The organism is Micromonospora rhizosphaerae (assembly GCF_900091465.1).
Lineage (GTDB): Bacteria > Actinomycetota > Actinomycetes > Mycobacteriales > Micromonosporaceae > Micromonospora > Micromonospora rhizosphaerae.
Genome location: NZ_FMHV01000002.1, coordinates 2,867,127 through 2,887,512, shown reverse-complemented (window position 1 = coordinate 2,887,512; position 20,386 = coordinate 2,867,127). Strand labels below are relative to the sequence as shown.

The window sequence follows — 20,386 nt, the reverse complement described above, 5'->3', positions numbered from 1 at the left end:
CAGCTGGGGTCGCCGACGGTCGTCCACCGCGCCGAGCCGGTGGACTGGGGGCGCTGGGGCCGCACCGGCCGATCGCGGACAGGAAACCGGAGGAAACAATCCAGATGAAGGTTGTCAGCATCGTGGGGGCCCGGCCGCAGCTGGTCAAGCTCGCGCCGATCGCCGCGGCGTTCGCCGCCACCGACCACCAGCACGTCATCGTGCACACGGGTCAGCACTACGACGCGGACCTTTCGGACGTCTTCTTTTCCGGCCTCGGCATCCCCGACCCGGACGTGCACCTGGGCATCGGGTCCGGCAGCCACGGTGTGCAGACCGGGCGGACGCTGGCCGCCCTCGACCCGGTGCTCGCCGAGGAGAAGCCGGACTGGGTGCTCGTCTACGGGGACACCAACTCGACGCTGGCCGGCGCGCTCTCCGCGGTGAAGATGCACCTGCCCGTCGCGCACCTGGAGGCCGGGCTGCGCTCGTTCAACCGGCGGATGCCCGAGGAGCACAACCGGGTCCTCACCGACCACTGCGCGGACCTGCTGCTCGCCCCCACCGAGGAGGCGATGCGGCACCTGGCCGCCGAGGGGCTTTCGAAGCGTTCGGTGCTGGCCGGCGACGTGATGGTCGACGTGTGTCTGCGGGTCCGCGACGCGGTGCTGGCCGGCGGGCAGCCGCGCCCCGAGCTGCCCGAGGGGATCGACCCGGACGCGCCGTACCTGCTGGCGACGCTGCACCGGGCGGAGAACACCGACGACCCCGAGCGGCTCGCCTCGCTGGTCGCCGCCCTGGCCGACCTGCCTGTGCCGGTCGCCCTGCTCGCCCACCCCCGGCTGCTGGCCCGGGCCGATGAGTACGGCCTCAAGCTGGCCGGCGGCTCGCTGCACGTCGGGCGGCCGCTGCCCTACGCCGCGATGGTCGCCGCGGTGCTCGGCTCGGTCGGCGTCGTGACGGACTCCGGCGGTCTGCAGAAGGAGGCGTACCTGCTCGACCGGCCGTGCACCACGCTGCGGCCGGAGACCGAGTGGGTGGAGACCCTGCAGGACGACTGGAACCGGCTCGTCCCGGACCCGACCGTGCTGGGCCGCTCCGACTGGGTGGAGACGGTGACCCGGGCCGCGCCGGTCGCCGGCCGCGGCACCCCGTACGGCGACGGCCGCGCGGCCGAGAACGTGGTGCGGATCCTCGCCGAGCACGCCCGCTGAGGTACGACGTCGGGGGTGGTCGCGGTCGCGACCACCCCCCGATCTGTCTCCCGCGGTCAGCGCCGCGACGCCGCCTCGGCCGCCGAGGGCGGGTCCAGCGAGGTGGTCGCGATCGCGTTCGGGAAGCGGCGGGCCAGCTTCCAGCCGAGCGTCACGGACATCGCGTCGGAGGCCACGATCATGTCCACGTGGTCGAGGTCGAGCGCCGGCAGGTGCCGCGCGAAGATCCGGGAGAGCACCATCGGCCGGAAGTTGGCGTACGTCTTCATGAAGACCCGGCGGTGGAACGCCCTGGACACCCGCTCGTGTCCTTGGGCCAGGCTGCGCACCGGGCGGCCGGCGGCGCCGTCGCCGCTGAGCCGGCCCAGCCCGTTGAGCACCTTCTGCGGCCCGCGGGTGACCAGGATCCGCTCCATCCGCAGCACCGGGTGCCGCTTCTCCTCCCCGTTGAGGGCGAGGATGCGCAGGTTGGCACGGTCGGCGAAGTCGGCCCAGTTCTTGTCGCTGATCACCAGCAGGTCGACCCGGGCGCCCTCGGCGAGCAGCCGCTCGGCCAGCGCGACGACCCGCTCGTGCGGACGCAGGTTGAACGAGAGCAGCACCACCCTCGGCTGCCGACTGACCGCCACCTCTGCAGACCTCTCCTCGTGTTCCCGGACGGTGGTCACGATCCCGACCCCCCGCCGGCGATGCCCCGCTTGACCATGCCGCGCAGCCGCGCCTCCAGCGGTGCGGTCACCGCCTCCCGGGTGAAGGTGGCGCCGTGCGCGCGCGCCGCCGCCCGCTGCTCGGGGGACATGTCCCGGGCCGCCTTGCCGGCGGCGATCATCGCCTCGGCGATGTCGTTCACGTCCAGGCTGTTGGGGTTGAACCAGAGCGGGTAGCCGTCCAGCACGTCCTGGGCGGCGATGCCCGGCGCGTGCACCGAGACGATCGGGCTGCCGCTCGCCATGTACTCGAAGATCTTGCCCGAGGTCACGTACCGGGCGCCGCCGGCGAGGAACACCAGGACGTCGCTCTCCTGGTAGACCTCGCCGACCTCGGTCTTGGAGACCGGTCCGCGGTAGTGGATGCCGGTGTCCGGCACCGAGTGGCCCTGCTCCCCGCCGGGCAGCCCGAGCCGGCCCATCAGTTGAGCCTGGCTCTGCTTGAAGTAGCCCAGGTGGCCGTAGATGTTCAGCTCGGCGTCGGCCAGGTCGGGGTGACGGCGGGCCAGCTCGAAGGCCGCGGCCAGCTGCTCGACGGGCTGGGTGTTGTTCATCGTGCCGAGGAAGCTGAATCGCAGCGGCCGGTTGCCGTCGTGAGTCGTCGTCGCGCCGGTCGGCTCCAGCTGGGTGAGCAGGTCCGGGTCCCAGCCGTTCGGCACCACCATCATCCGGTCCGCCGAGTCCGGGTAGCGCTCGGCGTACCAGGCGCGCAGCGGCTGATTGACGAAGATGGACGCGGAGGCGTCACGGAGGATCCGCTTCTCCCACTTCCACGCCGGGTGGTCCGGGTCGTACGCGGGCTCCTCGGTGAACATGTTCAGCGTCCAGGCGTCCCGGTAGTCGACCGCGAACGGCACTCCGGTGAGCTTGTGGATCACCCAGGCGGCGGCAAACGAGGCGAACGGGTTGCCGGTGGCCAGCACCACGTCGAAGCGGCGCCGGGCGTGCATCTTCAGCGCCTTGCGGACGGCCGCGGTCGCCCAGGAGAGATAGTGCTCGGGGAAGAACTTCCTCAGCCGGAAGTTGTAGATGTTGCGGGCCAGGATCGGGGACATCGCCCGGAACCGGCTGAAGCGCCGCAGGTCACGTTCCCAGGCGAAGTGGCTCAGGTTGGGCCGCTCCACGCGGATCCGCGGGTCCACCGTCTCCGCGAGCTGCTCGTCCACCGAGCCGATCACGTTGTGCAGGAACTTCAGCGGCGAGGCGAACGCCGTGACCTCCCAGCCGTGGCCGGCGAGGTAGTTGGCGGTGGCCCGGGCACGGTAGACACCGCTGGCCCGCGAGGGCGGGAAGTAGAACGAGAGGTAGAGAATGCGTGGTCGGCGCGGCTCCCGCGTCCGATTCATGAGTTGTCCCCCTGGACGGCATCCGGCATCGACCCGTGCTGACGTTTCGGCGTACAACCAGAGTAGTCGTAACTGAAGCAGACTTCCGGTCTCGCGGACCGGGGGGCACCACTCACCAGGCGTGCCGCGTACGGCATGGCGAGCGGATCCGTGACCACCATCACGTCCACCGACGCGCCGCGACGGACCAGCGCGTCGACCAGCTTGGGACGTACGTCACCGCGCATCCGCAGGAACGCCCGGTGGGCGCGCGACGCGATCCGCCGCTCGTACGACTTCTCCGCCCGGTGGGCGAAGCGGCGCAGCGGACCCCGGCCGACCGTGCGCAGCACCTTCCGGGGCGCCTTGAACAGCACGGCCTGCTCGACCCGCAGCGCCGGCTGGCGCTGCTCCAGCCGGGCCAACTCGACCAGGGTCACCCCGGCGGCGAAGGTCTCCCTGCTCCACTGCGCCGCCCGGTCGACGACCACGGTGGCCGCCCCGCCGTCGGCCACGACCTGGGCCGACTCCTCCACCACTGCACGCCGCCGGGTCCCTCCGACGGACAGGAAAAGAACGTGCATCTCACTCCATCAGCTCTGGTCGCGCCGGCTCAGGCCGACGGGGCCGCCTCGTCGGAGAACCAGAGACGGTGGTGGGTGCGGGCGACCGCAGCGTACCCGTACCGGTCGGCCAGCACCTTGCGGGCGAGTGACGAATCGAGGCCGTGCGGGAGACGGGACCGCAGCGTCCGGTAGCCGCTGACGATGGTCTCCGGGTCGTCCGTCACGTCGATCATGACACCGGCGGCGTCCTCCACACCGGCCAGCGTGCGCTCCGGACCGCCGCAGCGGGTGACCAGGACCGGCAGGCCCGCGGCCACCGCCTCGATCACCGCGACGCCGAACGTCTCGGCCCGGCTCGGGTGCACCAGCAGGTCGTGCTCGCGCATCAGCCGCAGCGCCTCGTCCGGCGGGATCGCGCCGGTGAAGGTGACCGCGTCGGCCACCCCCAGCTCGGCTGCCCGGGCGGTCAGGCTGGCCAGGAGCGCGCCCTCGCCGACCAGGGTGAGGGTCAGGCCCGGCTCCTCCGCCCGGCACCGGGCGAACGCCTCCAGCAGCAGCGGGACGCCCTTCAGCTCGGACAGCGCGCCGACGAAGAGCCACCGGCGCAGCTCGGTCACCGGCGTGGGCCGGGGCTGGTCGAAGGAGATCGGGTTGGAGATCGACCCGATCCGGTCGGCGTGGTGCGGGAACGCCTCGACCAGCGGTCGGCGCACGCCCTCGCCGACGGCCAGGAAGCCGGTGCAGCGGTGCAGCACCTCGTCGTACATCTCCCGGCCGCGCGGGGTCTCCAGGACCTTGTCCAGGAAGCTGGCGTGCTCGGTGACGAAGATCTTGGCGTCCGGGCGGGCGTTGCGGATCGCCGCCCAGCCGCTGGGCAGCCCGACATGGGCGTGCACCACGGGGGCGTCGATCGGCCTCCCGCCGAGGGCGGAGCGCAGCGCGAGGTCGTGCCGGTCGGCGATCTCCGGATGCCCCTGGCCGCGCGGCACCGGGACCGGCACGTAGACCAGCTCGGCCCCGCCAACGGTCGGGTTGGGGGGCAGCGCGTGCGGCATCAGCGACCGGTGCGCGGCGAGGACCGCCCGGTCGGCCCGCTCGTCGAGCGCGGCCACCCAGGCGTCGCAGTGAAAGACGGTCATCCGGTCGCAGCCGGGGGCGGTGGCGTCCACCATCGCCCGGACGAACGCACCCCGGTAAGGCAGCTCCCGGGTCGGGTACCAAGGGGTGAGAACAGCGACGTCCCGGTCAGAAGATGCAGGCACCCGAACCTTCCCTGCCATTTTGTCCAGTCCCACTGACGTTAACATGCACGCTGTCCATCACGCCCTCCCGGCCCGCCGGGCCGGGGGGCGCACGCCGAATGACCGGAGACCATTCGTGACCCGAGACGGCCAGCCATGAAGGGCCCGCTGGATCCGGTGCTGCGCCGGGTCACCTCGCCCGCCGTCGTACGCCACCGCGCCGCCGCCCGGCTGCTGCGCGGGATCGCCGCGGCGCCGGTGCTGCCGACCCGGGCCCGGGTCACGCTGGCGAAGCGGCTCCGGACCGGGATGACCCGGGCCGGCTGGCCGGCCGCCGAGGCCCGGGCGGCGCTGGCCGCGGTGGCCCGGACCGTCGACCACGACACCCGGGCGGACCTGCTGATGCAGGAGGCCACCGAGGAGTTGAAGGTGGGCCGGACCCCCGCCCACCTGACGGAGGCAGTGCGCGCCGAACTGGACGCGGCCGACGCGGCGTACGCCCGGGGCGACCGGGCGGCGGCGGCCCGGCGGCTGCACCGGGCCCTGCGCACCCTGTTCCATCGGGTTCCGCACTTCGACCAGCTCACCTCGCCGCTGGCCGGCGATCCGGCGGCGTTCCTCGCCCCGCTGCGGGACAGCGCGGTCGGCCGGGCGCTGCTGGCGCCCCGGGGCCGGTCCGTCCCGGCCGCGCCGCCCCCGACCGACCGGCCGCTGCGGCTGCTGCTGATGACCAACGGCAATGATCACTTCCTCCGGGAGATCCGGGACCGGTACGCCGACCACCCCGGGGTGGAGTTCCGCTACCTGCACCTGGCCGACGACCCGGTCGCCGCGCCGCTGACCCGCCGGGTCGACGCGATGGTGGCCGACCCGGTGCTCGGCGGTTCCGAGTACGGCGAGCAGGTCGAGCGGTGGCTCCGGCCGCACCTGGAGTGGGCGGACACGGTCTTCGTCGACTGGGCGGTGGCGACCGCGGCCATGGTCACCCTGGTCGACCCCGGGGACACCCGGATCGTGCTGCGGCTGCACAGCTTCGAGGCGTTCAGCTTCTGGCCCCACCTGATCGACTTCACCCGGCTGGACGACGTGGTCTTCGTCTCCGACCACCTGCGCGATCTGGCCACCGCCGTCGCCCCCGAACTCGCCGGCGCGAAGGCGCCGCGGCTGCACGTGATCAGCAACGCGATGGATCTGCACGCCTACCCGCTGCCGAAGGATCCCGCCGCCCGGTTCACCCTGGGGCTGGTCGGGATCAGCGCGGTGGCCAAGGACCCGAGGTGGGCCATCGAGGTGCTCCGGCTGCTGCGGGCCGAGGACCCGCGCTACCGGCTGCTGCTCGTCGGCGAGGGCCTGAAGACGGGGGCGAGCGAGGCGGTCCGGCACTACCAGGAGGCGCTCGACGGCGACCTCGCCGAGTTGGAGCCCTCCGGCGCGGTGGTCCGGGTCGGCCAGGTCAGCGACGTGCCGAAGGTGCTCACCGGGATCGGGGTCATCCTCAGCACCTCGGTCCGGGAGAGCTTCCACTGTGCGGTGGTGGAGGGCGCGGCCAGCGGCGCCGTGCCGGTGATCCGGGACTGGCCGTTCTTCGCCGGACGCGAGCACGGCGCGCACAGCCTCTTCCCGGCCGACTGGGTGGTCGGCACCCCGGCCGAGGCGGCGGCCCGGATCCGGGCCGAGACGGCCACCGAGGAGCGCTGGCTGGCCAGCGGAAAGGCGGCCGCCGAGCATGCCATCGCGACGTGGGACTGGACGGTCACCCGGCACCGGTTCGACGCGCTCCTCGGCGTCGAACCGGCCGCCGACGACCAGACGGACCGCTGAGGACTCCCGGGCAGCGAAGAGGCCGGACCGCCGCGGCGGTCCGGCCCCTTCCACGTACGCCCGGCGTCAGCCGACGGCGACCCGTCCGTTCCGCTCGCCGCCGTCCGAGGTGGACGAACCCACGTTGACCGTGACGCCCACGGAGGCGGACTCCAGCAGGCACGCGGCGACCTGCACGGTCCGCAGACCCTGCCGGAGAGTGACGATGTCGCTCTGCTTGCCCTCGACCGCGTCGCGGAACCGCTCGTGCTCGACGAGCAGCGGCTCCCGCTTCGGGATCGCGTACCGGACCATGTCGCCCTCGGCCACCCCGCGGAACGCGCGCAGCGCCTCCCACTCGGTGTCGATGGCGCCGTTGGCGTAGAAGGTCAGGTCGGCGGTGAGGGTGTCCGCCACGAAGCAGCCCCGGTCACCGGTGATCACGGTGGACCGCTCCTTGAGCGGGCTGAGCCAGTTGACCAGGTGGTTGACCATCGTGCCGTCGACGAGCTGGCCGACCACGGCGACCATGTCCTCGTGCAGCCGGCCGCTGCGGGAGACGGTACGGGCCGACACCGAGGTGTATTCCTGGCCGGTCACCCACGCGGTCAGGTCGATGTCGTGGGTGGCCAGGTCCATCACCACGCCGACGTCGGCGATCCGGTGCGGGAACGGGCCCTGGCGCCGGGTGACGACCTGGAAGACCTCGCCCAGCTCGCCGGCCTCCAGCCGGGTGCGCAGGTTCTGCAGAGCGGGGTTGTAGCGCTCGATGTGCCCGACGCCGGCAACCAGGCCGGCGGCCTCGAACGCCTCGACCAGGCGGGTCGCGGCCTCCACCGACTGGGCCAGCGGCTTCTCGATCAGCGCGCAGACCCCGTTGGCCGCCAGCTCCAGGCCGATCTGCTCGTGCAGGCCGGTCGGGCAGGCGACCACGGCGTAGTCGATCCCCATGGCCAGCAGGTCGCCGAGCTCTGGCACCACCGGCGCCCGCAGCGTGCCGGTGACGTCGCCGGCCGGGTCGACGACGCCGACCAGCTCGACGCCGTCCAGGTTGGACAGCACCCGGGCGTGGTTGCGCCCCATCGCGCCCAGGCCGATCAGGCCGGCGCGGAGCTTGCGAGCCCCGCTCATCGGGCACCGCCCGCGAGGTTGGCGCCCTCGGCGATCCGCTCGAGGTCGGCCTGGCTCAGCGACGGGTGCACCGGCAGCGAGATCACCTCGGCGGCGGCCCGCTCGGTCTCCGGCAGCTCCCACGGGCCGGGCTTGCCGTCCTCGGTCAGGTACGGCTTGAGCCGGTGGATCGGGGTCGGGTAGTAGACCGCGTTGCCGATGCCCAGCTCGGTCAGGCGCGCCTGGGCGGCGTCCCGGTCGCCCCGCACCCGCACCGTGTACTGGTGGTAGACGTGCTTGGCGGCGTCGGCCACCGGCGGGACGACCATGCCGGTGATGTTCGAGTCGAGGAACTTGGCGTTGGCCCGACGCTGCTCGGTCCACTCCGGCAGCTGCCGCAGCTGCACCCGGCCGATGGCGGCGGCCACGTCGGTCATCCGCATGTTGGCGCCGACGATCTCGTTGGCGTACCGCTGCTCCATGCCCTGGTTGCGCAGCAGCCGCAGGGTCCGGGCCAGCTCGGCGTCGGCGGTGGTGACCATGCCGCCCTCCAGGGCGTGCATGTTCTTGGTCGGGTAGAAGCTGAAGCAGCCCGCGGTGCCGAAGGCGCCGACCGGGGCGCCGTGCAGCGTCGCGCCGTGCGCCTGGGCGGCGTCCTCGACGACGGCCAGGTTGTGCTGCTCGGCGATGGCCATGATCCGGTCCATCGCGGCGGGGTGGCCGTAGAGGTGCACCGGCATGATCGCGACGGTCCGCGGGGTGACCGCGGCGGCGACCGCCTCCGGGTCGACGCAGAAGCTGCCCGGCTCGATGTCGACGAAGACCGGCTCGGCGCCGACCAGCCGGACGGCGTTGGCGCTGGCGGCGAAGGAGAACGACGGCACGATGACCTCGTCGCCGGGGCCGAAGCCGAGCGCCATCAGGGTGAGCTGCAGGGCGGACGTGCCCGAGTTGACGGCGACGCAGTGCCGGCCGTTGACCAGCTCGCTGAACTCCTCCTCGAAGGCCGCGACCTCCGGGCCCTGCACGACCCGGCCGCTCCGCAGCACCCGGACAGCCGCCTCGATCTCGGCCTCACCGATGATCGGTCGCGCTGGGGGGATGAACTCTGAGTGCGGCCCAGCCATGGGGCTTCCTCCTGTCGACGAAGTGCTCATTTGGGGGGTTCCGGCTTTCGGGGGGCGATGGTAACTGGTTCAAATGAATCGACTGACCGTATGTCTCTCACCGGCCAGGTGCATCCAGGTGGCGCCGGGCGGCAGGTCACGGACGACGGCGCCGGGGTCACACTTCCACCTCGTCGCGGACGGGCCCCAAGCATGCTACTCGGAGCGCCGCGACGATCGCGGCGGCCATCCGGGGCACCTCCGCCGCGCTCAGCGGGGCCCGGGCGATCGCCAGCCGCCAGTAGATCGGCCCGACGATCAGGTCGACCGCGGCCCGCGGATCGGTGTCGGCCGGCAGCTCCCCGCGTTCCACCGCCCGCCCGATCAGGATCCGGCCGACCGCCTGCTGGTAGTCGTCGAGCGCCTGCTGGAGCTTCTCGCCGATCTGCGGGTTGCGGGCGGCCTCGGCGAGCAGGTCCGGGATGATCTGCGAGGCCAGGCGGTGACGCAGCGCGCGGGCCATCACGTGCAACAGGATCTCCAGGTCACCCAGCAGGCTTCCGGTGTCGAGCAGGGGCAGGTTGCGCCCCGCCACCGCGGAGACCATGTCCAGCACCAGGTCGAGCTTGGAGCGCCAGCGACGATAGACCGCCGTCTTGCTGACCCCGGCCCGGCGGGCCACCGCCTCGATGGAGAGGCGACCGTAGCCGACCTCGGCCAACTCCTGCATGACGGCGGCACGGATGGCCGTGGTGATCTCACCCCGGAGCACCGCCGCACCCGCCGGGACACGCCTCTTCTCGGTCGTCACGTGGGACAATGTAGCGCAACGACGGTACGGTTGCGTCCCGACGTGTTTTGGACTACCTTCCACGCAGCGGCGAGGGCGGCGCTCCACGGCTTGGCCACGCTAGATTTCATCGCCGCGACACATTTTCTTCAGCTCCCTGACAGTACGAAAGATCGGAGCGCCTGACGATGGCCAACACCGCGGTGGCCGACCCCGACTCCGGGCTGACCCAGGCCCAGCTCGCCAAGCGGTACGGGCTCCGGGTCGCCGGGGAACGCCCGACCCTGGCCGAGTACATCCGCAAGCTCTGGGCCTACCGGCATTTCATGATCACGTACTCCCGGGCGAAGGTGGCCTCCTCCTTCAGCAACACCCAGCTCGGGCAGCTCTGGCAGGTGCTGACCCCGCTGACCAACGCGGCGGTCTACTACCTGATCTTCGGCCTGATCCTGTCCCAGCACCGGAACGTGTCGAACTTCATCGCCTACCTCTGCACGGGTGTCTTCATCTTCATGTTCACCCAGACCGCGGTGCAGAACGGCACCAGCGCGATCACCTCGAACCTGGGGCTGATCCGGGCGCTGCAGTTCCCCCGGGCGGCGCTGCCGATCACGGTCACCCTGGTTCAGCTCCAGCAGCTGCTGATGTCGATGGTGGTGCTGGCCGGCATCGTCCTGTTCACCGGCGAGCCCCTCACCTTCCGGTGGCTGCTGACCGTCCCGATGCTACTGCTCCAGACGGTGTTCAACGTCGGGCTGACCATGATCATGGCCCGGATCGGCGCAAAGGTCACCGACCTCAAGCAGGTCATGCCCTTCGTCATGCGGACCTGGCTGTACGCCTCCGGCGTGCTCTACCCGGTCGCGCTGTTCCGCCAGCACCTGCCCGGCTGGGCGGCGACCCTGCTGGAGGGCAACCCGGCACTCGTCTACATCGAGCTGGCCCGACACGCGCTGCTGGAGTCCAACCAGCAGAACCTGGTCTCGTCCCCGACCCAGCTGTGGCTGCTCGGCCTGGCCTGGGCCGTGCTGGTCGGCGTGGGCGGTTTCATCTACTTCTGGCGTGGCGAAGAGGAGTACGGCCGTGGCTGACCAGACCCAACCGGCGGGCACCACCGTCACCGCGGATCGGGGGCGCGTCCCGACCGTCGTGGTGGACGACGTGCACGTGATCTACCGGGTACACAAGGGGGCCACCGGCGGCAGCAGCCCGGTCTCCGCCCTCAAGCGCATCGTGTCCCGCACCAACGCCCCGAACATTACCGAGGTGCACGCGGTGAAGGGGGTCACCTTCACCGCGTACCAGGGTGAGGCGATCGGGCTGATCGGCAGCAACGGCTCCGGCAAGTCCACCCTGCTGCGAGCCATCGCCGGCCTGCTGCCGGTCAACCGGGGCGCGGTCTACACGCTGGGCCAGCCCTCGCTGCTCGGCGTGAACGCGGCGCTGCTCAACGACCTCTCCGGCGAGCGCAACGTGGTGCTCGGCTGCCTGGCCATGGGCATGCCGCCCGAGGAGGTCAAGCGGCTGACCCCCGAGATCATCGAGTTCTCCGGGATCAACGAGCGGGGCGACTTCGCCTCACTGCCGATGCGCACCTACTCCTCCGGCATGGGCGCCCGGCTGCGGTTCGCCATCGCCGCGGCGAAGAAGCACGACGTGCTGCTGATCGACGAGGCGTTGGCCACCGGCGACCGGAAGTTCCGCCGCCGCAGCGAGCAGCGGGTCCGGGAGTTGCGGGAGAGCGCCGGCACCGTGTTCCTGGTGAGCCACTCGCTCAGCTCGATCGTGGACACCTGCGAGCGGACGATCTGGCTGGAGGGGGGCATCCTGAAGATGGACGGCCCGACCGACGAGGTGATCGCGGCGTACGAGAGCCAGAAGTAGCTTGGTGGAGCGCACCGGCCGGACGTGCCCGGTCGGTGCGCTCCGTCGTACGCGTTAAGGTTTTCTGGTTGCCGGCGACAGTTCACCACCCGGTCATCCAGGCGAAAGCCCACCAACCCCCGCAGAAGTGAGGAACGGCAATGACGCAGGACCCCACCACCGCACCGGACGCCCCGCCGGCCAGCCCGGCACCCTGGCGCCCCTCGCGGACGGTGGCCGTGATCCTCGCCGGGGGGACCGGGACCCGCCTCGGGCTGGGCATCCCGAAGCAGCTGCTGAAGATCGCCGGCAAGCCGATCATCGAGCACACCCTGGCCGTCTTCGAGGCCGCGCCGGAGATCGACGAGATCATCGTGCTGATGGCCGCCGGCCACCTCGCCGACGCCCAGCGGATCGTCGCGGACGCCGGGTTCCGCAAGGTCAGCAAGGTGATCGAGGGCGGCGACACCCGAAACGCCACCACCCGGATCGCGCTGGACGCGATCGGCGAGGGCGACGTCAACATCCTCTTCCACGACGCGGTGCGGCCGCTGGTCAGCGCCCGCATCGTGCGCGAGTGCGTCAACGCGCTCTGGACCTACTCCGCGGTCGACGTGGCCATCCCCTCGGCCGACACGATCATCCAGGTCGACGAGCTCGACTGCATCACCGACATCCCGGTGCGCGCGACGCTGCGCCGCGGCCAGACCCCGCAGGCCTTCCGGTCCGGCACCATCCGGGAGGCGTACCGGCGGGCCGAGGGCGACCCCGACTTCGCCGCCACCGACGACTGCGGCGTGGTGCTGCGCTACCTGCCCGGCACGCCGATCAGGGTGATCGACGGCTCGGACGAGAACATCAAGGTCACCCACCCGGTCGATGTGCACCTGGCGGACAAGCTCTTCCAGCTCGCCGCCGCGCAGGCGCCCCGGCTCACCGACCACCGCAGCTACACCGAGGAGCTGACCGGCCGGACCATCGTGGTCTTCGGCGGCAGCTACGGCATCGGCCACGACCTCGCCGAGCTGGCCCGCCGCTACGGTGCCCAGGTCTTCCCGTTCAGCCGGTCCACCACCGGCACCCACGTCGAGCGGGCCGAGGACGTGGCGTCCGCACTGAAGACCGCCTTCGAGGCCACCGGCCGGATCGACCACGTGGTGGTCACCGCCGGGATCCTGGAGAAGGGCGCGCTGGCCGAAATGGACGAGGAGACCATGGACCGGCTCCTGCACGTCAACTTCGTCGGCCCGGTCACCGTCGCCCGGCAGTCGCTGCCCTATCTCCAGCAGACCAAGGGTCAGCTGCTGCTCTACACCTCCAGCTCGTACACCCGGGGCCGGGCCCGGTACGCCCTCTACTCGGCCACCAAGGCCGCCCTGGTCAACCTGACCCAGGCCCTCGCGGACGAGTGGGCCGAGTTCGGCGTACGGGTCAACTGCATCAACCCGGAGCGCACCGCCACGCCGATGCGGACCAAGGCGTTCGGCGAGGAGCCGGAGCACACCCTGCTCTCCGCCGAGGCGGTCGCCCAGGCGTCGCTGGACGTGCTGATCTCCGAGCTGACCGGCCAGGTCATCGACGTACGACGGACGCCGGGCGAGCAGGTCGCGGCGGTGCCCGCCCAGCCGGGCGCGCATTCGTCCGAGCAGCTCTCCGCCGGCATCGAGGCCTGATCCGACGGATCGGCGGGACGGGACGAGCGAGATGAGTGGTGACCTGGTCCGGAAGCTGCTGGCCCGGGCGCTGACCACCGGGCTGGCGGTGCTGGCCTTCCTCATCGTGGCGCTGACCGGGGCGACCGGCTGGGGGCTGGCGATCGCGGTCGCCGCCCTGGCCGCCGCCGCCGTGGAACGCCGGGTCCGCCCGGGCGCCGACGGCGTCGCCGAATCGGTGCTGGTCGCCGCGGGCATCCTGGTCGGGTACGCCCGCCGGCTCGACGACGGCTTCGACCCGGCGCTGGCCGCCACCGCGCTGGTCCTGCTCGGGCTGGTCCTGCTGGTCGGGCCGCTGCGCGACGCGGGTGCCCTGGAGATCCGCGCCGGCAACCTGCCGGTCCGCTCCTGGACGCCGCTGGTCGCCGCCCGGCTCGGTGACGCGCTGCTCGTGCTCCTCGGCGCGGTCGCCGTCGCCGCCGCGTTCGCCCTGCCGGCCTGGCTCGCGCTGGCCGCCAGCCTGCTGGTCGGGGCCGGCTGCGCCGCGGTCGGCCTCGACCTGGCCCGGCGGCGGTTCCGGCCGCCGGCCGGCGGTGGTCCGGTGGGTCGGGCGCTGCGCCGCCACCAGCCCGAGTTCCTGCTCTACTTCTCCGCCCCACCGGGGTCGGAGTACCAGGTCACCATGTGGCTGCCGTACCTGGAGCGGATCGGCCGGCCGTTCATGGTGATGCTGCGCGAGCCGGAGTTCCTGCCGACGATCGCGGCCGCCACCACCGCCCCGGTGGTCTTCTGCCCGACCCTGAAGACGATGGACGAGGCGCTGGTGCCGAGCCTGCGGGTGGCGTTCTACGTCAACCACGCGGCGAAGAACAGCCACTGCATCCGGTTCAACCAGCTCACCCACGTGCAGCTGCACCACGGCGACAGCGACAAGGCGCCGAGCGCGAACCCGGTCTCCGCCATCTTCGACCGGATCTTCGTGGCCGGGCCGGCCGCGATCGAGCGGTACGCCCGGGCCGGCGTGGAGATCCCGGCGGAGAAGTTCGTGGTGGTCGGCCGCCCGCAGGTGGAGGCGATCGAGGTACGCCGGGAGCCGGCGCTTGGACTGACCGACCCCACCGTCCTCTACACCCCGACCTGGACCGGGCACCACGCCGACACCAACTACTGCTCGCTGCCGGTGGCCGAGACGGTGATCCGCCGGCTGCTGGACCGGGGCGCCACGGTGATCCTGCGGGCCCACCCGTACACCTCGCAGAACCCGGCGTCGGCGCGGCAGCTCGCCCGGCTGACCGAGCTGCTCGCCGCGGACCAGGCCCGGACCGGCCGCCAGCACCGCTGGGGCGCCGCGGCGACCCGCGAGCTGAGCCTGACCGAGTGCGTCAACCGCTCCGACGCGCTGATCTCGGACGTCTCCGGGGTCATCTCGGACTACCTCTACTCCGGCAAGCCGTACGCGGTGACCGACATGGGCGACGAGGGGGACCGCTTCGCCGAGCGGTTCCCGTTGGCCGGCTCGGGTTACGTGCTGCGCCGGGACATGTCCAACGTGGACGAGGTGCTGAAGGAGCTGCTCGACACCGACCCGTTGGCATCGGCCCGGTGGGCCACCCGGAGCCGCTACCTCGGCGACTTCTCCGCCGAGTCGTACGCCGAGGCGTTCCTGGACGCGGCCCGCCGGGAGCTCGAGCCGGGCTGGAACCCACCGGCCCCCCGCCGCGCAGCCGACGCCCTCGTTCAGGACGGCTCACCGCTCTCCCCCACCGCCTGATCAACGGCGGGGACGGTCACCAGGGCGAGCCTCGCCCTCGGATGGCGACGTTGGTCCGAACCGGGATCAGTGATAGGGGTCCAGGAGGGAGAGGACGACCTCCGGGTCCTCCACATGGGCGTTGTGGCCGAGGCCGGGCAGGGTCGCCACCGGCACGCCCAGCTCCTTGAGCTGGGCGTCGGTGACCATCGGGTCGTGCTCGCCCCGGGCCAGCAGCACCGGCACGTCGGTCGCGGCGAGCAGCGCCGGCAGGCGCGGCTCGCCCACCGCGAAGGCGGCCGGGTCCATCGCCAGCCGCCACCGGCCGTCCTCTCGGCGCAGCCCGGCGTCCACCACCGGGTGGTCCGGTGCGAAGAGCCCGGCCAGGCCGGAGACCCGCAGGTAGCGGCGGGCGGCCTCGTCCCGGCTGGCGAACCAGGTGACGGGCCGCTCGGCCAACTCGCGGGCCTTGTCGAGCTCGGCGGGCGACCAGACGGCCTTGATGCCGAGCCCCACGACGGCATCCACCGGCAGGCCGACGCTCCGCGCGGCCAGCGCCAGCGCCACCACCCCGCCGAGCGAGTGCCCCAGCACCACGAGTCGGTCCCGCGGCCCGAGCCGCTCGGCGACCGGCCCCAGGCTCGCCACCACCCGCCGGGCCAGGCCCTCGAAGGAGTACGCCGGCAGCGGCGGCGACCAGCCGTGGCCGGCCAGGTCGGGGGCGAGCCACCGGCCCGGCCACCGGTGCTCCAGCAGCGGCGCCCAGGGCAGCCACACCTCGCCGGTGGCGCCCATGCCGTGCAGCAGCAACAGGTGGCGGGTACCCGTCTCATCGGCCATGGCCGCAGTCTGCCATCGGTCGGACATCATCCGCGAGAGCGCGGACGGCGTTGGGCCCGCAACGACGTCGGGCGCCGGCTCCCGATGGAGCCGGCGCCCGACGGTCAGTGCAGGTGATCAGGCGGAGTAGCCGCGGGTGGCCGCCCAGTTCGCCAGGTTGATGGTGGTGATCCAGTACGACGGGTACGACGGGTTGGCCGAGTCGGCGATCCGCACGGTCCGGCCGTCGTCCTTGTAGCCGACCACCGCGATGTAGTGGCCGCCCGGGAACGAGTGCCAGCCGCCGTCGGTGTCGGTGGCGGAGCCGGCGATGTTCACCACGACGCCGCGGCCGTCGGTGATCGCGTTGACGACGTCGGCCTGGAGCTGGTCCATCTGCGCCGGCGTCGCGGCCTGGCCCGGGATTTCGTGGGTCTTGTACGGACTCCCCTTGACCATCTGGTTGAGCCCCCGGGTGGTGTCCTCGGCCGAGTTGGTGCCGTTCACGGTGGCGCCCAGCGGGGCGACCATCGCGTCCTGGGTGGTCTCGACGCCGCTCGCGCTGAGCGCGTTGCGCACCGCGGCCGGGCCGCAGTTCCAGTAGGCGGTCTGCGCCTCGTAGTTGTAGTCGAGGACCTTGGTCGACGGCGGCTTCGGCGCGGCCTTGCGGGTCAGGTCCGGGTCGGGCTTGGCCGAGGTGGCGCTCGCCGACGGCGAGGCGCTCGACGGGGACGCGCCGATCCGGGCCTGGCCGCGGGTGGCGACGTCACCCAGCCGGGGGGCCAGCTCGGCCACGGCGGCGGCGCTCTCCTGGCGGACGGGTGCGTCGTCGGAATGGGCGAGCAGGGCGCCGGCGCCGGAGGCCAGCACGAGCGCGGCGGCGGAGCCGGCGACGATCTGGTAGGGGCGCTTGGCGGCGAGAGCGCGCAACTGCTGCTTACGGCGGTGCTTCACGTGATCCTCCACGAGCTGGAGCGGCACACGCCGGCCCGGCGCGCGGAGAAGCTCACGCGCGACGATGGTCGTGGGCGGGGGTGGGCCGCGGGGAACGGGGGCGCCCGGTCAGCCGGGCATCGGGGCGGGTGCCGGAATCAGCTCGCCGAGCGGGCGAGCGACGGCACCGCGGCGCCGTGGAGGCGGGGGGACGACCGAGGGGCGGGACCAGGCTGCACGAGATGGAACTCCTTCCGACACCGCCTACCGGGTTAGCTGACGGATTCGGGCGGGAAGTCGCCCTACCGCGGGCCGTGGCTCGCGGATTCACCCCGGACGTGCACTGGGTCCCCGGTTCGTGATGGTCACGATTGAGCGGGTCGGCGCGGCGTCGCCTGTTGCGATCGGAAACCGCACCGGACGCGCAGACACTACCGGCGGGCACGGCCCCAAACAAGCACCCCCACCTGCGTAAACCTCGAACATCATTACTCTGACCGGAACAGCCCGTCACTGACGTCACTCAATGGGACAAGCAGTTATGACGGGACCGCCGGGCGACAATCGGACATCCGGTGGCGACCGGCCCGCAATTGCGGGGGTCAATCACCCGACCTGATCCAGATGACCGTTTCGGTGTTTGCGTGACCGGGCTCACCAGATTCACATCACAATTCAGCCAACCCGCGCCGGACGCCAGCGGGCCGTCCGCGCCCCCGCCGGGGCGATCGGGGCCAGGGCCGGCGCCGCCGATCGGCGTACCGGGGCATGGCCGGGGCGCAGCCGCTGCGCCGCGGCGTACGCCTCGACGGCCAGTGCCCGGGCCGCCTCGGCGGCCAGGTCGGCGTCCCGCCAGGCCCGCCGCTCCCGTTCGGCCGCCGCCCGATAGCCGGCCAGCCTCCCGTCGCGTACCGCCCGGGCCAGGACGATCTCCTGCTCGGCCGGATGCCGGCGCGGGTCCCACCCGTTCCGGTGCGCGAAGACGTCGGCAAGTTGCCGCGCCGTCAACTCGCCCCGCCAGTGCGCCGCCATCGCGGCGTGGTGCAGCCACCGCTCCCGGGCCGCGTACTCGGCCGGGGTGCGCGGGGTACGTGGAGCGGGCAGCACGGCGGCGCCGGCGAGCCGCCGGACGGCATCCTCGGCCTCGTCGTACGCCTGCCAGGCCCGGTCGACGTCCGCCTGGACGGCCAGCCACTGCTCCCGCCGTCGACGGGCGGTCTGCGCGGCGCCGGCGGCGGCCACCGCCACCTCGTCGGCGTACCGGCGCAGGTCGGCGAGCTGTGCCTCCTCCGCCGCAGCCGGGGCGGGCTCAGCGTCGGGTGGAGCCTCCCGCTCCGGGCGGGCCACCAGCCCGGCGAGCACGGCCACGGCCAGCACGAGCAGGCCCGACCAGATGAGGGCGGCCCGCGGGACCTCGATCAGAAACTGGTAGAGAACGGTCTGCATGATCGGCACCTCACGGAAGCGGATGTGGTGGAGTGGTCCGCACGACCCGACGGGGTGGGCGCGACCGGGCGCCGCGGGGCCGCCGTCGGCCGGGTGCGGGGTGAGGTCGGTGGTGAGTTGCGGGCCGTCGCCGCGGGCAGCAGGGCCGGGACGCCGCCGACCGGCGGTGTCGGTCAGCTGGCCGGCGCGGGAGCCGAGGGTGGCCGCGGTGTCGGTCAGCCGGCCGGCGGGGCGCGGGAGCCGAGGGTGGCCGGGGCGAGACCGACGAGGGCGCGGTGCCGGGTGACCGGGACCACGACCGGGCGGGCGATCGCGGGGACGGAGCTGCCGGCCGGAGGGGCCGACGCGTCGGTGGTGGCGGCGACGTCGACGGAGGCGTCCGACCGCGGCGTGGGCGCGGCGAGCCGGGAGGCCGGCGACGCGTGGTCGGCCGGCGCGTCGGCGACGGCCGGCCTGGCAGCGGCGGCCCGCTCGGCGTGCCCGGACGCCGCCGGGCCGACGGGCAGCGCGGTGGCGCCGAGGGAACAGGCGACGGCCACAGCCAGGCTGGTGAGCATGCGGGCGGTCCAGCGCGCCATCCACCACAAGGGACAGCTGAGCGCGACCGGGAGCACGCGTCCACGCTACCCCCGATACCGCCCGCGCCGCACCGCCTCCGGGCGTGTCGCGACGAGGGGATCGGCGGAGACCGACCATCGTGGACGGTCATCGGCCGAGTCGTCTGCGGCACCGACGTCACGGGGGCGCCTCGTTCGTTGACGGGGGGTACGGGGCGGCCCAGGCTCGCTCAGGCCCGATCGCGCCGTCCGGCGTACTCGATCGGCCGGGCCGCGCCGTCGCGCTCACCGACCGGTCCGGACGGCGTCCGTTGCGACGGCAGGATCGGCGGTGTCCGCTCGCCGGCCCGGCGAGGCGGTCCCAGCCGGCGCATCATCGGCGTCTCGACGTACCGGTGCATGGCCGCGGCGAGCAGCAGGTTCACCAGCAGGAAGCCGAGCACGGCGAGCGGGCCCCACCAACCGGGCAGCCCGACGCCGCGGTGGCCGGTCAGCCGCAACACGGTGACCATCACGAAGACGTGCACCAGGTAGAACGCGAAGGAGACCTCACCGAGCCAGACCATCGGGCGCGACCGCCACGGCGTCCGCCGGCCACGCACGTCGGCGTCCGCCGCGGCCGTGATGACCAGGAGGTACGCCACCGCCAGCAGACCCGCCCAGAGCTCCGCCCGGATCCACTGCGCGGCCACCACCCAGGTGGCGACGAAGATCAGGCTGGCCGCGGTCAGGCCCGGCCCCCGCCAGCGGCCCCGACGCATGAGCTCGGCCGCGGCCACCCCCATCCAGAACTCCAGCGACCGCACGAGCGGGAAGATCTGGGTGAACCACCAGCGGCTCTCCTCGGGGACCAGGTGCTGGGCCGGCCAGAGCGCCACGATCAGCAGCGGCGCGGCGACCACCACCGTCCAGAGCGTGGCGGGCCGCAGCCGGCGCAGCACCGGCAGCGCGAAGGGCAGGCACAGGTAGAAGAACAGCTCACAGGAGAGCGACCAGCTCACCGTGTTGACGCTGTAGAAGTAGCCGGGAGTGGGGTTCCAGGCCTGGACCAGGAAGAGGTTGCCGAGCGCCGCCCAGAGGTTCACCGGGTCGGCGAACCAGAGCCCGACGAGCAGCACCACCGCCCACATCAGCAGGTGGTTCGGGTAGATCTTGGCCAGCCGTCGGCGCAGGAAGGTCCGTCGGCGCTCGCCCGACCGGTACGACCAGACCAGGACGAATCCACTGAGGATGAAGAAGAATTCCACGCCGGACAGGCCGAGGGCGAACAGCCGGTCCACGACCGCCTTGTAGTCGGGCTCGGCGACGATCCGCATGGTGGCGGCGTGGAAACCGAAGACCAGCAGGGCGGCGATCCAGCGCAGCCCGGTCAGCGAGGGCAGTCGGCTCGCCGGCACCGAGGTCCGGGCAGGGCGGGTGGTCGGGGCGCTCGTCATGCCGGGAACCCGACCGTCACCAGGGTCACCAGCATCTGCGTCTCCTCCTCGGCGGGTCGTCGACGGGCGGTCGCCGCGGCGGGCCCACGACG

Annotated in this window: 18 protein-coding genes and 1 riboswitch; of the genes, 6 read left to right on the top strand and 12 right to left on the bottom strand. The window is 72.8% G+C overall.

The window, feature by feature from the left end; genetic code table 11:
• Window positions 1-104: 104 nt before the first annotated feature.
• Complete coding sequence (gene wecB / locus GA0070624_RS13940; protein ID WP_091341134.1) at window positions 105-1,193, top strand: non-hydrolyzing UDP-N-acetylglucosamine 2-epimerase; 1,089 nt, start codon at window positions 105-107, stop codon at window positions 1,191-1,193.
• Window positions 1,194-1,249: 56 nt separating this feature from the next.
• On the opposite strand, the gene GA0070624_RS13935 is transcribed toward wecB, so the two are convergent.
• Genes GA0070624_RS13935 through GA0070624_RS13920 form a run of 4 tightly spaced genes read right to left on the bottom strand, consistent with a single transcriptional unit; the run spans window position 1,250 to window position 5,053 of the window.
• Window positions 1,250-1,861: a hypothetical protein gene (locus GA0070624_RS13935; protein ID WP_141715010.1), complete on the bottom strand. Its 612-nt coding sequence runs from the start codon at window positions 1,859-1,861 to the stop codon at window positions 1,250-1,252.
• Window positions 1,858-3,246 carry a glycosyltransferase gene (locus GA0070624_RS13930; RefSeq protein WP_176731692.1) on the bottom strand — a complete coding sequence of 463 codons (1,389 nt, stop codon included), beginning with the start codon at window positions 3,244-3,246 and terminating at the stop codon, window positions 1,858-1,860. The genes GA0070624_RS13935 and GA0070624_RS13930 overlap by 4 nt, the downstream gene beginning before the upstream one ends.
• Window positions 3,243-3,809, bottom strand: a complete 567-nt coding sequence (locus tag GA0070624_RS13925; protein ID WP_141715009.1) for a hypothetical protein — start codon at window positions 3,807-3,809, stop codon at window positions 3,243-3,245. The genes GA0070624_RS13930 and GA0070624_RS13925 overlap by 4 nt, the downstream gene beginning before the upstream one ends.
• Before the next feature lie 29 nt (window positions 3,810-3,838).
• Window positions 3,839-5,053: a glycosyltransferase gene (locus tag GA0070624_RS13920; protein ID WP_245718781.1), complete on the bottom strand. Its 1,215-nt coding sequence runs from the start codon at window positions 5,051-5,053 to the stop codon at window positions 3,839-3,841.
• A gap of 135 nt (window positions 5,054-5,188) precedes the next feature.
• Here GA0070624_RS13920 and GA0070624_RS13915 point away from each other — a divergent pair, with 135 nt between their 5' ends.
• Window positions 5,189-6,853, top strand: coding sequence for a glycosyltransferase (locus GA0070624_RS13915; protein WP_091341126.1), 1,665 nt, complete (start codon window positions 5,189-5,191; stop codon window positions 6,851-6,853).
• Window positions 6,854-6,919: 66 nt separating this feature from the next.
• Here the strand turns inward: GA0070624_RS13915 and GA0070624_RS13910 are convergent, their stop codons facing one another.
• From GA0070624_RS13910 to GA0070624_RS13900, 3 genes are all read right to left on the bottom strand, one after another.
• Complete coding sequence (locus tag GA0070624_RS13910) at window positions 6,920-7,963, bottom strand: Gfo/Idh/MocA family protein (RefSeq protein WP_091341124.1); 1,044 nt, start codon at window positions 7,961-7,963, stop codon at window positions 6,920-6,922.
• The gene (locus tag GA0070624_RS13905; RefSeq protein WP_091341122.1) at window positions 7,960-9,069 is read right to left on the bottom strand and encodes a DegT/DnrJ/EryC1/StrS family aminotransferase; all 1,110 of its coding nucleotides are present in this window, start codon (window positions 9,067-9,069) and stop codon (window positions 7,960-7,962) included. Before GA0070624_RS13905 ends, GA0070624_RS13910 begins: the two co-directional genes overlap by 4 nt.
• 157 nt (window positions 9,070-9,226) lie before the next feature.
• Complete coding sequence (locus tag GA0070624_RS13900) at window positions 9,227-9,859, bottom strand: TetR/AcrR family transcriptional regulator (protein ID WP_091341120.1); 633 nt, start codon at window positions 9,857-9,859, stop codon at window positions 9,227-9,229.
• 167 nt (window positions 9,860-10,026) lie between these two features.
• On the opposite strand from GA0070624_RS13900, the gene GA0070624_RS13895 reads away from it, so the two are divergent.
• From GA0070624_RS13895 to GA0070624_RS13880, 4 genes are all read left to right on the top strand, one after another.
• On the top strand, window positions 10,027-10,929 hold the full coding sequence (locus GA0070624_RS13895; RefSeq protein WP_091341117.1) for an ABC transporter permease: 903 nt from the start codon (window positions 10,027-10,029) through the stop codon (window positions 10,927-10,929).
• On the top strand, window positions 10,922-11,722 hold the full coding sequence (locus GA0070624_RS13890) for an ABC transporter ATP-binding protein (RefSeq protein ID WP_091341115.1): 801 nt from the start codon (window positions 10,922-10,924) through the stop codon (window positions 11,720-11,722). The genes GA0070624_RS13895 and GA0070624_RS13890 overlap by 8 nt, the downstream gene beginning before the upstream one ends.
• A gap of 140 nt (window positions 11,723-11,862) precedes the next feature.
• Entirely contained in the window at window positions 11,863-13,374 is a 1,512-nt protein-coding gene (locus GA0070624_RS13885; protein ID WP_091341114.1) for a bifunctional cytidylyltransferase/SDR family oxidoreductase, read from the top strand.
• 31 nt (window positions 13,375-13,405) lie between these two features.
• Complete coding sequence (locus GA0070624_RS13880; RefSeq protein ID WP_091341113.1) at window positions 13,406-15,124, top strand: CDP-glycerol glycerophosphotransferase family protein; 1,719 nt, start codon at window positions 13,406-13,408, stop codon at window positions 15,122-15,124.
• A gap of 66 nt (window positions 15,125-15,190) precedes the next feature.
• On the opposite strand, the gene GA0070624_RS13875 is transcribed toward GA0070624_RS13880, so the two are convergent.
• The 5 genes from GA0070624_RS13875 to GA0070624_RS13855 all read right to left on the bottom strand — a co-directional run bounded on the left by GA0070624_RS13875 (window position 15,191) and on the right by GA0070624_RS13855 (window position 20,294).
• Entirely contained in the window at window positions 15,191-15,943 is a 753-nt protein-coding gene (locus tag GA0070624_RS13875) for an alpha/beta fold hydrolase (protein ID WP_091341111.1), read from the bottom strand.
• Between the two features lie 117 nt (window positions 15,944-16,060).
• Window positions 16,061-16,888, bottom strand: coding sequence for a C39 family peptidase (locus tag GA0070624_RS13870; RefSeq protein ID WP_176731691.1), 828 nt, complete (start codon window positions 16,886-16,888; stop codon window positions 16,061-16,063).
• 213 nt (window positions 16,889-17,101) lie between these two features.
• Window positions 17,102-17,243: riboswitch (cyclic di-AMP (ydaO/yuaA leader) on the bottom strand.
• Between the two features lie 287 nt (window positions 17,244-17,530).
• Complete coding sequence (locus GA0070624_RS13865) at window positions 17,531-18,304, bottom strand: hypothetical protein (RefSeq protein ID WP_091348792.1); 774 nt, start codon at window positions 18,302-18,304, stop codon at window positions 17,531-17,533.
• Between the two features lie 212 nt (window positions 18,305-18,516).
• The gene (locus GA0070624_RS13860) at window positions 18,517-18,879 is read right to left on the bottom strand and encodes a hypothetical protein (RefSeq protein WP_176731527.1); all 363 of its coding nucleotides are present in this window, start codon (window positions 18,877-18,879) and stop codon (window positions 18,517-18,519) included.
• Between the two features lie 209 nt (window positions 18,880-19,088).
• Window positions 19,089-20,294: an acyltransferase family protein gene (locus GA0070624_RS13855; protein ID WP_091341107.1), complete on the bottom strand. Its 1,206-nt coding sequence runs from the start codon at window positions 20,292-20,294 to the stop codon at window positions 19,089-19,091.
• Window positions 20,295-20,386: the final 92 nt, after the last annotated feature.

What these genes read in the sequence shown, in the direction of transcription:
- wecB (WP_091341134.1), top strand. Translation starts at nt 105, where the DNA reads ATGAAGGTTGTCAGCATCGTGGGGGCCCGGCCGCAGCTGGTCAAGCTC.
- GA0070624_RS13930 (WP_176731692.1), bottom strand. Translation starts at nt 3,246, where the DNA reads ATGAATCGGACGCGGGAGCCGCGCCGACCACGCATTCTCTACCTCTCG.
- GA0070624_RS13925 (WP_141715009.1), bottom strand. Translation starts at nt 3,809, where the DNA reads ATGCACGTTCTTTTCCTGTCCGTCGGAGGGACCCGGCGGCGTGCAGTG.
- GA0070624_RS13915 (WP_091341126.1), top strand. Translation starts at nt 5,189, where the DNA reads ATGAAGGGCCCGCTGGATCCGGTGCTGCGCCGGGTCACCTCGCCCGCC.
- GA0070624_RS13910 (WP_091341124.1), bottom strand. Translation starts at nt 7,963, where the DNA reads ATGAGCGGGGCTCGCAAGCTCCGCGCCGGCCTGATCGGCCTGGGCGCG.
- GA0070624_RS13905 (WP_091341122.1), bottom strand. Translation starts at nt 9,069, where the DNA reads ATGGCTGGGCCGCACTCAGAGTTCATCCCCCCAGCGCGACCGATCATC.
- GA0070624_RS13895 (WP_091341117.1), top strand. Translation starts at nt 10,027, where the DNA reads ATGGCCAACACCGCGGTGGCCGACCCCGACTCCGGGCTGACCCAGGCC.
- GA0070624_RS13885 (WP_091341114.1), top strand. Translation starts at nt 11,863, where the DNA reads ATGACGCAGGACCCCACCACCGCACCGGACGCCCCGCCGGCCAGCCCG.
- GA0070624_RS13880 (WP_091341113.1), top strand. Translation starts at nt 13,406, where the DNA reads ATGAGTGGTGACCTGGTCCGGAAGCTGCTGGCCCGGGCGCTGACCACC.
- GA0070624_RS13875 (WP_091341111.1), bottom strand. Translation starts at nt 15,943, where the DNA reads ATGGCCGATGAGACGGGTACCCGCCACCTGTTGCTGCTGCACGGCATG.
- GA0070624_RS13860 (WP_176731527.1), bottom strand. Translation starts at nt 18,879, where the DNA reads ATGGCGCGCTGGACCGCCCGCATGCTCACCAGCCTGGCTGTGGCCGTC.
- GA0070624_RS13855 (WP_091341107.1), bottom strand. Translation starts at nt 20,294, where the DNA reads ATGACGAGCGCCCCGACCACCCGCCCTGCCCGGACCTCGGTGCCGGCG.